The organism is Geodermatophilus sp. URMC 61 (assembly GCF_052931555.1).
The window spans coordinates 1,881,493-1,894,568 of sequence record NZ_JBRFHZ010000002.1 but is presented as its reverse complement, the minus strand read 5'-3'; the positions used below and the strand labels follow the sequence as shown (position 1 = coordinate 1,894,568).

Sequence of the window (13,076 nt, the reverse complement as noted above, 5' to 3'; positions counted from 1 at the left end):
CGATGACGACGACCGTCCCGGCCCCGGCCACCTCCACCGCTCCGGCGGTCCTCGACCGGATCGAGTCGGTGACCCTCTCCTCGGTCACCCTGCCGCTGCCCAACCCGATCAGTGACGCGAAGGTGTTCACCGGCCGGCAGCGGCCGATGACCGAGGTCGCGTTCCTGTTCGCCGAGATCCGCACCGAGGCCGGACACGAGGGCGTCGGGTTCAGCTACTCCAAGCGGGCCGGCGGGCCGGCGCAGTTCGCCCACGCCCGCGAGGTCGCACCCGACCTGGTCGGCGAGGACCCCAGCGACATCGCCCGGCTGTGGACCAAGCTGGTCTGGGCGGGGGCGTCGGTGGGCCGCAGCGGCGCCTCGACGCAGGCGATCGCGGCCATCGACGTCGCGCTGTGGGACCTCAAGGCCAAGCGGGCGGGCCTGCCGCTGGCCAAGCTGCTGGGCGCGCACCGCGACTCGGTGCGCTGCTACAACACCTCCGGCGGCTTCCTGCACGAGTCGATCGAGCAGGTGAAGGACAACGCCACCCGCACCCTCGAGGACGGCATCGGCGGCATCAAGATCAAGGTCGGCCTGCCCGACTCCGCCGAGGACCTGCGCCGCGTGCGAGCCGTCCGCGAGCACATCGGCGACGCCGTCCCGCTCATGGTCGACGCCAACCAGCAGTGGGACCGCTCGACCGCCATGCGGGTCAGCCGCCGGCTCGAGGAGTTCGACCTGGTGTGGATCGAGGAGCCGCTCGACGCGTACGACGCCGAGGGCCACGCCCAGCTGGCCCGGTCGTTGGACACCGCGATCGCGACCGGCGAGATGCTCACCAGCGTCGCCGAGCACTACGAGCTGATCCGGCAGGGCTCGGTCGACATCATCCAGCCCGACGCACCGCGGGTCGGCGGCATCACCCAGTTCCTGAAGCTGGCCACGCTCGCCGAGCACCGCAACCTCGGGCTCGCGCCGCACTTCGCCATGGAGATCCACCTCCACCTGGCCGCCGCCTACCCGATCGAGCCGTGGGTGGAGCACTTCGACTGGCTGCACCCGCTGTTCAACGAGCGCCTGGAGACGCGCGGTGGGCGCATGTACGTCTCCGACCGTCCCGGGCTGGGCGTCAGCCTGAGCGAGCAGGCCCGCGCCTGGACGGTCGACCGCGTCACCGTCGGCGCCGTCCGCTGACCACCCCGCACCACAGCACAGGAGGAACCACATGGCTGACGTCGTGAGCACCGATCCCCGCACCGGGGAGGCCGTCGAGGTGGTCGCCCACGAGACCACCACCGAGGAGGTCGACCGGCTGTGCACGGCCGCGCTCGCGGCCGCGCCCGCGCTGGAGGGCCTCGGCCGAGCGGGGAGGGCCGCCCTGCTGCGCTCTCTCGCCGACGCGCTGGAGAGCCGGCGGGAGGACGTGGTCGCCGTCGCCGACCGGGAGACCGCGCTGGGCACCACCCGGCTTAACGGCGAGCTCACCCGGACCTGCTACCAGCTGCGGGTGTTCGCCGAGGTGCTGGACGAGGGCAGCTACCTCGAGGCGGCGATCGACCACGCCGGGGACACCCCGATGGGCCCGCGCCCGGACCTGCGCCGGATGCTCGTGCCGATCGGCCCGGTCGCGGTGTTCGGGGCCAGCAACTTCCCGCTGGCCTTCTCCGTGCCCGGCGGCGACACCGCCTCGGCGCTCGCAGCCGGCTGCCCCGTCGTCGTCAAGGCGCACGGCTCCCACCCGGCGACCTCACAGCTGGTGTTCGACGTCCTCGACGCTGCCGCCCGCAAGGCCGGGGCGCCCGACGGCACGCTCGGCATCGTGCACGGCCTTCAGGCCGGCGCCGACCTGGTCGCGCACCCGGCGATCCGCGCGGTCGGCTTCACCGGCTCGGTGAACGGCGGCCGCGCGCTGCTCGAGATCATCGAGCGGCGGCCCGACCCGGTGCCCTTCTTCGGCGAGCTGTCCAGCCTCAACCCCGTCGTGGTGACCCCGTCCGCGGCCACCGAGCGGGGCGAGCAGATCGGCCGCGAGCTGGTCGGCTCGTTCACCCTCGGCGGCGGGCAGTTCTGCACCAAGCCCGGGCTGGCCTTCGTGCCCGCCGGCCCGGACGGCGACCGGCTGGTCGAGGCGATGGCCGAGGCCGTCCGCGGCGCCGCCGCCCCGGTGCTGCTCAACGGGGGCATCGCCGCCTCCTACGGGCGCATCTCCGACGGGCTGGCAGAGGCGCCGGGGGTGGAGGAGATCGCCCGCGGCGCCGACCCCTCCGGGCGGGGCTTCGAGGCCGTGCCGCGGCTGCTGCAGACCACCGCCGCCGCGCTGCCCGAGCAGGTGACCGAGGAGTGCTTCGGCCCGGTCAGCGTGGTCGCCCGCTACGACGGGGAGAAGGAGCTGTTCGCCGCGCTGGACGCCATGCCCTCCTCCCTGACGGCGACCGTGCTGCGCGGCGAGGGCGAGACCGACCTGCCGCTGGCGGTCTCCCAGCAGCTGCGCACCCGCGCCGGCCGGCTGGTCTACGACGCCTACCCGACCGGGGTGGCGGTGTCCTGGGCGCAGCACCACGGCGGGCCGTGGCCGTCGACGAACTCGCAGCACACCTCGGTGGGGACCACGGCGATCCGCCGGTTCCTGCGCCCGGTCACCTGGCAGGGCGCCCCGCAGGAGGTGCTGCCGGCCGAGCTCACCGACGACCACCGCGGCATCCCGCGGCGGATCGACGGCGTGCTGCAGCTGCCGCAGTGACGCCGCGGGTCGCCCTGGTCAGCTCCGAGCGCGGCCTGCGGGTCGACCCGGACCTCCCGATCGCCGCGCCGGCGCTGCGGGAGGCCGGGGTCGCCGTCGACTGCGTGCGCTGGGACGACCCGGCGGTCGACTGGGCCGGATACGACGTGGCCGTCGTGCGGTCCTGCTGGGACTACGCCTGGCGGCGGGCGGAGTTCCTGGCCTGGGCGGGCACCGTCCCGCGGCTGCGCAACGACGCCACCGTGCTGCGCTGGAACACCGACAAGACCCACCTCCGCGACGTGGAGGCCGCCGGGCTGCCGGTCGTGCCCACGGTCTGGGACCCGGTGCGCGCCGCCGACCTGCCGGACGCCGAGGAGTGGGTGGTCAAGCCGTCGGTGTCCGCGGGTTCCCGGGACACCGCGCGCTGGACCGACCCCGGCGACGTCCTGGCGCACGTCGCGCAGCTGACGGCGGCCGGCCGGACGGCGATGGTGCAGCCCTACCAGGTCAGCGTGGACGACGCGGGCGAGACGGCGCTGCTGTTCCTCGGCGGGCGCTTCTCGCACGCCGCGCGCAAGCCCCCGATGCTCGGCCGCGGTGAGGGCGTGCGTCAGGACCGCAACGGCCGCCGCGGCGTGCGGCCGGCCACCGCGACGCCGGAGCAGCGGGCCCTCGCGCAGGCGGTGGTCGACGCCCTCCCCGCGCTGGTGCGCGATGCCCTTCCCTCGCGGGGGCGCGATGCCCTTCCCTCGCGGGGGCGCGATGCCGCGCCGCTGCTCTACGCCCGCATCGACCTGGTCGCCGACGCCGCCGGCCGGCCGGTCGTGCTCGAGGTGGAGCTCACCGAGCCGAACCTGTTCCTCCCGCAGGCCCCGCCGGAGGCGCTGCCCCGGCTGGTCCGCGCGGTCGGGGACGCGATCGCCGCGTGAACGGGGTGGTGGGGGGCTTCGCCGCCCTCACCGCGGTCATCGCCGTCGGCTGGCTGGTCTCCCGCACCGGCGTGGTCGGGCGCGACGCGGAGGGCGCGCTGTCCCGGGTGTCGTACTACGTCGCGACGCCCGCGTTGCTGCTGCTCACCCTGGCCGACGCCGACCCCGGCGTGCTGGTCTCGCCCGCACTGGTCGCCACCGCCGGCAGCGCGGTGCTGGCCGCGCTGCTCTTCGCCGGGCTGGCGCGCTGGCGCTGGCGGCTGCGGCCGGCCGAGCTGACCGCGGGGGGGCTGGCGTCCTCGTACGTCAACGCCGGCAACCTCGGCGTCCCGATCTCGGTGTACGTGCTCGACGACGCCTCGTTCGTCGCGCCCGTGCTGCTGTTCCAGGTGCTGGTCATGGCCCCGGTCGGCCTGGCCGTGCTGGCCGGGTCGCGCGCGCAGGCGCGGCCCCGCTGGCGGGTGCTGACCCAGCCGCTGGCGACGCCGGTGGTGATCGGCTGTGCGCTCGGCGTGCTGGTCGCCGCGACCGGGGTGGAGCTGCCGGCGCTGGTGCTGCAGCCGGTCGAGCTCACCGCCGGGCTCGCCGTGCCCGCGGGCCTGCTCGCCTACGGGATGAGCCTGCACGGCGCGCCGCGGCCGGCGTCCGGCGGGGGCGCCGGGCCGGTGTGGCTGGGGGTGGCGCTCAAGACGCTGGGGCAACCGGCGCTGGCCTACGCCCTCGGCCGTTGGGTCGCGGGCCTCGACGGGGTGGCGCTGCTCGCGGTCACGGTGACCTCCGCGCTGCCGACGGCGCAGAACGTCTTCGTCTACGCCGCGACCCACGGCCGCGGCACGCTGCTCACCCGGGACGTCGTCCTGCTCAGCACCGTCCTGTCGGTCCCCGTGCTGGTCGGGATCGCCCTGCTCCTCGGCTGACCACCGGCTCAGGCCGCGGCGGTGCGGAGCCGCGCACGCACCTCGGGGACGCCCGCGCCGGTGAGCTCGTCGAGCGCCCCCGGGCGGCCGGCGAGCGTGGTGAGCAGCGCGGTGGCCGGACCGGTGACCGGGAGGCCGGAGCCGTGGCGCCAGTCCGTGTCGGTGGCGGCGAAGGCGAACCCGTCGAGCAGGCCGGGGGCGAGCGCGCGACGGCCGGTCAGCTGGCCGAGGGCGATGCCGGCGTCCTCCGGGTCGGTCGGCGAGGGGATGCCGAGCGGCCGGTAGACGTCCTGGGCGTGGATCACGAGGTGGCTCAGCGGGGCCTCCGCCGGCGCCCCAGGCCCGGCCTCGAAGCGGCGGTGCTCGGTGTCCTGCAGGGCGGCGACGACCTGCGCGGGGGACCGCGGGTCGGTGCGGGCCCAGCGGTCCGCGGCCCGGTCGAAGCGGAAGCCGGAGCGCGCCATGAGGGCGAGGAACCGGGGCACCGAGAGCTCGTAGGGCATGAGCAGGTGGACGACGAGGTCGCGCACCGTCCAGCCGGCGCAGAGGCTCGGTGTGCGCCACTGGTCGGCGTCGAGGCCCCCGAGCACGGCGAGCAGCCGGTCTCGCTCCCGCCGGACCCGCAGGTCCACGTCGTCCCTGGTCCCCGTCATCCCGTGCCCCTCTCGTCGGTCCACGTGTCCGGAGGGGTGACGCCCCGGGGGTGGCGGACTCATCGCGGCGTGCCATGTCCGTACGGCATCGTGCCATGCCGTAGCGGTCTTGGACAGGCATCACCGCGGCTCCCTAGCGTGCGGACCGTGCCGGGAACCGGATCGGTCCAGGACTGGGACGCCGTGCTCGTCGGCGGCGGGGTGATGAGCGCGACACTCGGCGTGCTGCTCACCCAGGCGGAGCCGGACCGGCGGGTCCTCGTCGTCGAGCGGCTGGACGAGGCCGGGTGCGAGAGCTCGGCCGCGGAGAACAACGCCGGCACCGGGCACGCCGGGCTCTGCGAGTTCAACTACACGCCGCGGCGGCCCGACGGCACCGTCGACCCGAGCGCCGCCGTGCGGATCGCCGAGCAGTTCGCCGCCTCCCTGGTGTTCTGGGCCCGGCTGGTCGAGCGCGGTGAGCTGGGGCCGGCCGAGACCTTCGTCCGGTCGGTGCCGCACCTGGGCCTGGGCCGCGGCGCCGACGGCGTGGCGTACCTGCGAGCCCGGTTCGAGGCGCTGCGCGGCCACCCCCTGTTCGCCGACCTGGAGTACAGCGACGACCGGGACGTGCTCGCCTCCTGGCTCCCCCTCGTGGTGGAGGGCCGCGCCGATGGCGAGCCGATCGCCGCCACGCGGGCGGCGCAGGGGACCGACGTGGACTTCGGCGTCCTCACCCGGCAGCTGCTGGGCGCCCTGCGGGCGCGGGGCGGGGAGGTGCGGCTGGGCACCGAGGTCACGTCGCTGCGGCGGCGCGGCGAGCGCTGGGAGCCGGCCGTGCGGGACCGGGCGACCGGGGCGCGCCGGCGGCTGCGGACGCCCTGGGTCTTCCTCGGCGCCGGCGGCGGGACGCTGCCGCTGCTGCAGTCCGCGCGGGTGCCCGAGGTGCGGCGGTACGGCGCCTTCCCGATCAGCGGCCGGTTCCTGCGCACCGACCGCCCCGAGCAGGTGGCCGCGCACCGCGGCAAGGTCTACGGCCACGCCGAGCCCGGCGCGCCGGCGGTCTCGGTGCCGCACCTGGACCTGCGGGTGGTCGACGGGCGCGAGTCGCTGCTGTTCGGGCCCTTCGCCGCGTTCTCGCCCCGCTTCCTCACCCGGGGTCGGCTCGGCGACCTGCTGCGCTCCGTCCGGCCGGGGAACCTGCCCGTGCTGCTCGCCTCGGTGCGGGACAACCGGTCCCTGATCGCCCACCTGGTCCGCCAGGTCACCGCGTCGCCGTCGTCCCGGATGGCGGCGCTGCGCCGGTTCGTCCCGACGGCCCGGGAGGAGGACTGGACCCTGGTGACCGCCGGCCAGCGGGTGCAGGTGCTCAAGGAGACCGCGGGCCGCGGCACGCTGGTCGGCTTCGGCACGGAGGTCGTCACCTCGGCGGGCGGGTCGCTGGCCGCCCTGCTCGGCGCCTCGCCGGGCGCCTCCACCGCCGTGGCCACCGTGCTCGACGTCCTGGACGCCTGCTTCCCCGGACGGCGGGACGAGTGGGCCCCGCGCCTGGCCGAGCTGGTGCCGCTCCCGACCGCCGACGAGCTGGCCCGGGCGCGCCGGGTGCTCGGGCTGGCGCCGGTGTCCGCCGCCGGGGGCGCGCGGTGACCGCGGACCTCCCCACCCGGCTGCGGGGCGTCGTGGGGCCGGCCGGTCTGGTCGAGGACCCGGCGGGCTTCCTCACCGACTGGCGGGGCGCCTACTCGGGGACGGCGGCGGCCGTAGTCCGCCCCGGCAGCACCGAGGAGGTGGCCGCGGTGGTCGGGCTGTGCCGGGAGCTCGGCGTCGCCGTCGTCCCGCAGGGGGGCAACACCGGGCTCTGCGGCGGCGCGGTGCCCGACGCCTCCGGCCGGCAGGTGGTGCTCTCGCTGACCCGGATGCGGCGGATCCGGGACCTCGACGTGGCGAACTCGACGATCACCGTGGAGGCCGGGGTGGTGCTGCGGACGGTGCAGGAGGCCGCCGCGGCCGCGGGCCGGCTGTTCCCGCTGTCCCTGGGCGCCGAGGGCAGCTGCACGATCGGCGGCAACCGGGCCACCAACGCCGGCGGCACCGGGGTGCTGCGCTACGGCACGATGCGCGACCTCACCCTCGGGCTGGAGGTCGTGCTGCCCGACGGGCGGGTGTGGCACGGGCTGCGCGGCCTGCGCAAGGACAACACCGGCTACGACCTCAAGCAGCTGTTCGTCGGCGCGGAGGGGACGCTCGGCGTCATCACCGCCGCCGTGCTGGAGCTGTTCCCGGCCGTCCGCAACCGGGCGACGGCGTGGGTGGCGCTACCCGACCCGCAGGCGGCGGTGGACCTCATCGGCGTGGTCCGCGAGTCGACCGGCGACCGGCTGACGGCCTTCGAGCTCATGTCCCGCCGGAGCGTGGAGTTCGTGCTGCGCCACGGCGCCGGGGTGCGCGACCCGATCGCCGACGTCCACCCCTGGTACGCGCTGATCGAGCTGAGCGACACGCTGCCCGACGCCGGCCTCGACGCGGTGGTCGAGGCGGCGCTGGGGGAGGCGGTCGAGCGGGGCGTGGCGGCCGACGCCGTCGTCGCCTCGGGATCGGGGCAGGTCGCCGCGCTGTGGGCGCTGCGCGAGGGCATCTCCGAGGCGCAGAACCCCGAGGGCCCGAGCCTCAAGCACGACGTCACCGTGCCGATCGGCTCGATCCCGGCGTTCGTGGCCGCCACCGACCGGGCGCTCGCCGAGGCCCTGCCCGGCGTCCGGGTCGTGGCCTACGGCCACGTCGGCGACGGCAACCTGCACTACAACCTGAGCGGGCCGGAGCCGAGGGACGACGCGGCCTTCCGCGCACGGGCCGGTGTGCTGAGCCGGATCGTGCACGACTCGGCGGCCGCCTTCGACGGCAGCATCAGCGCGGAGCACGGGCTCGGGCAGGCCAAGCGCGACGTGATCGCCGACTACAAGAGCCCGCTGGAGCTGGAGTTGATGCGCGGGGTCAAGCAGCTGCTCGATCCGGCCGGGCTGATGAACCCGGGCAAGGTCCTGCCCGGCTGACCTCGCGTGGCCCGGCTCCCGCCCGCAGCCGCGTACGGGTGTATCAGCGGGGCCGGCCGGGCGCTCCGTCCGGTGTGGGTACGAGCCCACCCGCGAGCCCCGGAGGTCGGCCATGACCACGCAGCCGCTCGTCCCCCCGGCTCGTGACCCGGTGCGTCCGCGTCCGCGACGGATGGACACCGACCCGACCTGCACGGAGCACCCCGGTGCCGAGGAACCCCACGCCACGCGCAGGCGGTAGGTACCCGAGGGGGGTGCCCCACGTGACTGTCGTACCGGCCCGGCGGGTCACGCTGCTCGACGGCTTCTCGCTGCAGCTCGGCGACCCGGAGCCGTCCCGTCCCGTCGAGGGCCTGCCGCACGGCATCCAGCGCCTGGTGGCCCAGCTCTGCCTGGCGGGCCGACCGGCCCGGGCCGCGGTCGCCGGCCGGCTGTGGCCCGACGTGCCCGAGGACCGTGCCCACGGCAGCCTGCGGTCGGCCCTGTGGCGGTTGCAGAAGCTGGCGCCGGGGCTGGTCGAGGTCACCGGGGACGCCCTCGCGCTCGCCGACGGCGTCCGGGTGGACGTGCACGAGCTCCGGGCCTGGGCGCGGCGGGTGCAGGACCCGCGGTCCGAGCTGGCGGACGTCGAGGTGCCCGAGTGCGGCATCCGCGGAGAGCTGCTGCCGGGCTGGTTCGACGACTGGGTGCTGCTGGAGCGCGAGCGGCTGCGGCACCTGCGCATGCACGCCCTCGAGCTCGCGGCCGTGCGTCTGTCGCGGGCCGGGCGGAACGGCGACGCGCTGCAGGCCGCCTACGCCGCGGTGCACGCCGAACCGCTGCGGGAGAGCGCCCACCGCACCGTCGTCCGGGTGCACCTGGCCGAGGGCAACACCGCCGAGGCGCTGCGGGCGTACGAGCGCTTCCGCGCCGTGCTCGCCGACGAGCTCGGCGTCCGGCCCAGCGAGCAGATGACCCGGCTGCTGTGCGCCATCGGCCCATCGCGGCCGGGCGTGTTGGCCGGCGGGCAGACACGCCTGAGTGCGTGTCCCGACGACCAGGGCGTCCGTACAGTCCGCGTATGAGCCGGGCGCTCCGGTACACACCCCCGCTCGCAGACCGCGGGCTCATCGTCCGGCCACGGCTGCTCAGCCGGCTGCAGGCCCGGTTCGAGCGGCGCCTGACCGCCGTCGTGGCGCCGGCCGGGTTCGGCAAGACCACGCTGCTGGCCCAGGCGGTGCAGGAGAACACGCTGTCCCCGCTCGGAGAGGACCGCTGGCTGACCTGCCAGCGTGACGACACGGCGCTGTCGTTCCTGGCCGCGGGCGCGTTCGCCGCCGTGGGCCTCACCGCGTCCGTCCCCGACGACCCGCGGGAGGCCGCCGTCACCGTCGCCGAGGCGATCTGGAGCGCCGCGCCCCAGCACGTGGCGCTGATCCTCGACGACGTCCACCTGGTGGCGCCGAGCTCGCCGGGCGGCCACTTCGTCGCCGAGCTGGTCGAGGAGCTGCCGCGCAACGGCCACGTCGTCCTCGCCTCCCGTCCGCCGCTGCCGGTGCCGACCTCCCGGCTGCTGGCCAACGGCGACGCGGTCGTCGTCGGGGAGTCCGAGCTGCACTTCGAGGGCGACGAGATGGCCGCCTTCGCGGCCTCCCGGCACGTGTCGGCCGAGTTGCTGCGGCAGGTGGGTGGCTGGCCGGCGCTGGCCGAACTGACGGCCACCGCGGGCCCGGACGCGGTCAGCGGCTACGTGTGGGAAGAGCTGCTCAGCCGGCTGACGCCGGACCGTCGCCGGGCGCTGGCCGTGCTCGTCGCCGTCGGCGGCGCCGACGACGAGCTGGCCGCGGCGCTGCTCGGGCCCGACGTGCGCCTGGAGGAGCTGCTCGACGGCCTGCCGCTGGTGGTCCGCGGCCCCGCGGGCTGGTGGTCGTTGCACGCGCTGTGGTCGGCGATCCTCCAGCACCGCCTGGATCCGGGGGAGCTGGCGCGGGCCCGCCGCACCGCGGGCCTGGTCCTGGCCCGCCGCCGTCGCTACCACGACGCCGTGGACCTGCTGACCGAGGCCGGCGCGTGGGAGGACCTCCGGAAGGTGGTGGTCGAGGTGTGCGAGGTCGGCACGCCGCTGGTCCCCCCGGACGTGCTTGAGGGGTGGCTGCGCCGGCTGCCGCCGGAGGTCCAGGGGCGCGCGGAGGGGCTGCTGCTGTCGGCGATGGTCGCCGAGCCCGTCAGCCCGGACACCGCCGAGCAGATCCTCGAGCGCGCGTTCGCGCTGGCGCCCGACACCGCCTCCGTGCGCATGGCGTGCCTCAACGCCCTGGTCGAGGTGGCCTTCCGCCGCAGCGACGGCCAGGGCATGCGGCGCGCCATCGAGCGGCTGACCGACCTGGCCGCGCACGGGCACGAGCGGGCCGCGAGCTGGATCCCGCTGTTCCGCGGACTGCTCGCGCACACCCCGGGTGAGGTCCGGGCCGAGCTGGCCAGTCCCGCACTGCTCGCCGGGACTCCGCTCAGCCCGGTGCAGGAGTGGCTGCGCGGCCACCTGCTGCTGCGCTCGCTGGGCGATGCGGCAGCCGCCGAGCCCGTCGCCCGGGCGGCGCTGGAGCAGCCGGCCCCGAACATGGCGGTGCAGAACCGGTGCCTGCTCCTGGAGTCGCTGCGGCTGCGGGGCCGGCTCGACGAGGCCGCCGCGTTGCTCCCCGACCTGCTCGCCGGCATCACCCCGGCCCGGGTGCGGACCTCCCCGGAGTGCGTCACCTACGCCGTCGTCATGCTCGGGGCCCTGGGCCGTGACGCCGAGGCCGGGGAGCTGCTGCACGCCACGCGGGCCGCGCTCGCCGACTCCACGGTCGACTGGGCGCCGGTCGCAGCGGCGGTCGCCGAGGCCGCCTCCGCCGTGGCGGCCGGCGACGAGCCGGCGGCCGCCACGGCGCTGCGGTCGGTGCAGCACCTCCGCCTGGCCCGACGCCGGGCGATCCTGACGGTGACGCCGGCAGCCCTGCCGCTGCTCTACGTGCTGCTCCCGGAGGTCCGGCACCAGTGGGACGACGAGCCGCCGCCGGGCTGTTTCGAGGCGGTGCTCGACCTGTCCCGGGCGCTCGTCGCCGTCCGCGAGGAGGGACGCCTGGAGCCGGTCCGGCGGCTGTCGGCCGACGCGCGGGCCGTCGTGCGGGCCGTGCTCCCGGCGCCGTGGGCGGCGGAGCTGGCCCTCGGGATGGTGGCCTCCGGGCTCGAGGAGGGGCGCGCGCTGGTCGAGGAGCTCGGGCCGCGGGCCCGGCCCACGCTGCGGGCGGTGAGCGCCGCCGGCCCCCCGCCGGTCGCCGCCACGGCCCGGCGGCTGCTGCGGGAGATGCCGGCGGCGCCGACCCACCGGCTGGAGCTGCGGGTGCTGGGGCCGATGCAGCTGCGCCGCGACGGGACCGTCGTGGTGGCCCCGGAGCTGCGCCGCGAGCGGGTGCGCCAGCTGCTGGGCTACCTGCTCGCCCACGACCGCCCGACGCGGGCCGCCGTCACCGCCGACCTGTGGCCCGACCTGGACGAGGTCGCCGCCGCCCGCAACCTGCGGGTGACCCTCGCCTACCTGCACGCCCTGATGGAGCCCGACCGCAGCGAGCCGGACGCGCCGTACTTCGTCCGCAGCAGCGGGCCGATCCTGCACCTGGTCGTCGACGAGGCGCTGCAGGTCGACGTGGTGGAGTTCGAGCGGCACCTCGACGCGGCCGCGCGGCTGGAGCGACAGGGTGCGCCGTCGGCCGCGCTGGCCGCGTACCGGCAGGCACTCCGGCTCTGGGACACCGACTACCTCCCGGACGTGAGCGGCGGGGACTGGCTGCAATGGGAGCGCGACCGGCTGCGCGGTCGCTTCGTCGGGGCCGCCGTCCGTGCCGGGGAGCTCCTCCTGGCGCGGGGCGACGCCGCGGCCGCCCGGACGCTGGGGGAGCGCGCGCTCGCGGTCGACAGCTGGTCGGAGGAGGCCCACCAGCTGCTCGTCGCCGCGCTGCTGGAGGCCGGGGACGTCGCCGACGCGCGCCGGCAGCTGCGGCGCTGCCTGCAGGCGCTGGCCGACCTGGGCGTCCCGGCGCAGCCGCGCACGGTCGCCCTGGCCCGGCGACTCGAGGGTGCACCACGGCCGGCTGCCGGGCTCCAGCCGGGCGGCCGGCCGCCCGGCTGACACCTCCTCCGGTCCCGGCTGACGCCCCGCTAACACCGCGCCCGGACGCTCCGGTCCGACGGCGAGGCCGCCGTTCCGGAGAGGGGGAGCCGCGATGGACGCTGCAGAGGTGGCCGGCCTGGTCCGGCGCGCCGCCCAGGGGGACCAGCGGGCGTGGCAGGGGATCGTCGACCAGTACAGCAGCCTCGTGTGGTCGGTGGCCCGGGGCTTCCGGCTCAGCGAGGCGCAGACGGCGGACGCCGTGCAGACGACGTGGCTGCGGCTGGTGGAGCACCTGGCCGAGATCCGCGAGCCCGAGCGGCTGCCCGGCTGGCTGCGGACGACGACCCGGCGGGCCTGCCTGGCGACGGCCCGCCAGTCGCGGCGCGAGCGGCCGGTCGACGCCGCCGAGCAGTCCTCCGCCTTCGACCACGGCGGGCACCTCGACGACGCCGGGCCGGAGACCAACGCCCTGCGGCAGGACCAGCAGGTGCTGATCCGCCGTGCCGTGGCCACGCTGCCCCCGCGGCACCGGGCGCTGCTGGGGATGCTGGTCAGCTCGCCACCGGTGAGCTACGAGGAGATCAGTGCCGGCCTCGGCATCCCGGTGGGCAGCATCGGCCCCACGCGGGCCCGGATCCTGGGCCGGCTGCGGACGGCGCTGGAGACGGCGGGCCTCCACGACGCGGCGCTGAACTGAGCCGCCGCCCGCCGCTCGC

Annotated in this window: 10 protein-coding genes; 9 read left to right on the top strand and 1 reads right to left on the bottom strand. The window is 76.6% G+C overall.

Annotated features, from left to right (window positions below; translation table 11 throughout):
* The first annotated feature begins 2 nt into the window (after positions 1-2).
* Genes ACU610_RS08720 through ACU610_RS08705 form a run of 4 tightly spaced genes read left to right on the top strand, consistent with a single transcriptional unit; the run spans position 3 to position 4,549 of the window.
* Positions 3-1,175, top strand: a complete 1,173-nt coding sequence (locus ACU610_RS08720) for an L-talarate/galactarate dehydratase (protein WP_446767312.1) — start codon at positions 3-5, stop codon at positions 1,173-1,175.
* A 31-nt stretch (positions 1,176-1,206) separates the two neighbouring features.
* Positions 1,207-2,721 carry an aldehyde dehydrogenase (NADP(+)) gene (locus ACU610_RS08715; RefSeq protein ID WP_446767311.1) on the top strand — a complete coding sequence of 505 codons (1,515 nt, stop codon included), beginning with the start codon at positions 1,207-1,209 and terminating at the stop codon, positions 2,719-2,721.
* Positions 2,718-3,632 (top strand): ATP-grasp domain-containing protein, encoded by a 915-nt coding sequence (locus tag ACU610_RS08710; RefSeq protein WP_446767310.1) that lies wholly within the window; start codon positions 2,718-2,720, stop codon positions 3,630-3,632. The genes ACU610_RS08715 and ACU610_RS08710 overlap by 4 nt, the downstream gene beginning before the upstream one ends.
* Positions 3,629-4,549, top strand: a complete 921-nt coding sequence (locus ACU610_RS08705) for an AEC family transporter (protein WP_446767309.1) — start codon at positions 3,629-3,631, stop codon at positions 4,547-4,549. Before ACU610_RS08710 ends, ACU610_RS08705 begins: the two co-directional genes overlap by 4 nt.
* Positions 4,550-4,557: 8 nt before the next feature.
* Here ACU610_RS08705 and ACU610_RS08700 read toward each other — a convergent pair whose 3' ends face one another.
* The gene (locus ACU610_RS08700; protein WP_446767308.1) at positions 4,558-5,202 is read right to left on the bottom strand and encodes a maleylpyruvate isomerase family mycothiol-dependent enzyme; all 645 of its coding nucleotides are present in this window, start codon (positions 5,200-5,202) and stop codon (positions 4,558-4,560) included.
* Positions 5,203-5,349: 147 nt separating this feature from the next.
* Between ACU610_RS08700 and mqo the strand changes: the two genes are divergently transcribed.
* The 5 genes from mqo to ACU610_RS08675 all read left to right on the top strand — a co-directional run bounded on the left by mqo (position 5,350) and on the right by ACU610_RS08675 (position 13,057).
* Complete coding sequence (gene mqo, locus ACU610_RS08695) at positions 5,350-6,828, top strand: malate dehydrogenase (quinone) (protein ID WP_446767307.1); 1,479 nt, start codon at positions 5,350-5,352, stop codon at positions 6,826-6,828.
* The gene (locus ACU610_RS08690; RefSeq protein WP_446767306.1) at positions 6,825-8,231 is read left to right on the top strand and encodes an FAD-binding oxidoreductase; all 1,407 of its coding nucleotides are present in this window, start codon (positions 6,825-6,827) and stop codon (positions 8,229-8,231) included. Before mqo ends, ACU610_RS08690 begins: the two co-directional genes overlap by 4 nt.
* A 263-nt stretch (positions 8,232-8,494) precedes the next feature.
* Positions 8,495-9,295: an AfsR/SARP family transcriptional regulator gene (locus tag ACU610_RS08685; RefSeq protein WP_446767305.1), complete on the top strand. Its 801-nt coding sequence runs from the start codon at positions 8,495-8,497 to the stop codon at positions 9,293-9,295.
* A complete protein-coding gene (locus ACU610_RS08680; RefSeq protein WP_446767304.1) occupies positions 9,292-12,378 on the top strand; it encodes a BTAD domain-containing putative transcriptional regulator in 3,087 nt (1,028 codons plus the stop codon). The genes ACU610_RS08685 and ACU610_RS08680 overlap by 4 nt, the downstream gene beginning before the upstream one ends.
* Before the next feature lie 94 nt (positions 12,379-12,472).
* Positions 12,473-13,057 (top strand): RNA polymerase sigma factor, encoded by a 585-nt coding sequence (locus ACU610_RS08675; protein WP_446767303.1) that lies wholly within the window; start codon positions 12,473-12,475, stop codon positions 13,055-13,057.
* The last annotated feature ends 19 nt before the right edge of the window (positions 13,058-13,076 follow it).

Bases quoted from the DNA above. Each gene is read 5' to 3' on its own strand.
- ACU610_RS08720 (WP_446767312.1), top strand. From the start codon at position 3: ATGACGACGACCGTCCCGGCCCCGGCCACCTCCACCGCTCCGGCGGTC.
- ACU610_RS08715 (WP_446767311.1), top strand. From the start codon at position 1,207: ATGGCTGACGTCGTGAGCACCGATCCCCGCACCGGGGAGGCCGTCGAG.
- ACU610_RS08700 (WP_446767308.1), bottom strand. From the start codon at position 5,202: ATGACGGGGACCAGGGACGACGTGGACCTGCGGGTCCGGCGGGAGCGA.
- ACU610_RS08680 (WP_446767304.1), top strand. From the start codon at position 9,292: ATGAGCCGGGCGCTCCGGTACACACCCCCGCTCGCAGACCGCGGGCTC.
- ACU610_RS08675 (WP_446767303.1), top strand. From the start codon at position 12,473: ATGGACGCTGCAGAGGTGGCCGGCCTGGTCCGGCGCGCCGCCCAGGGG.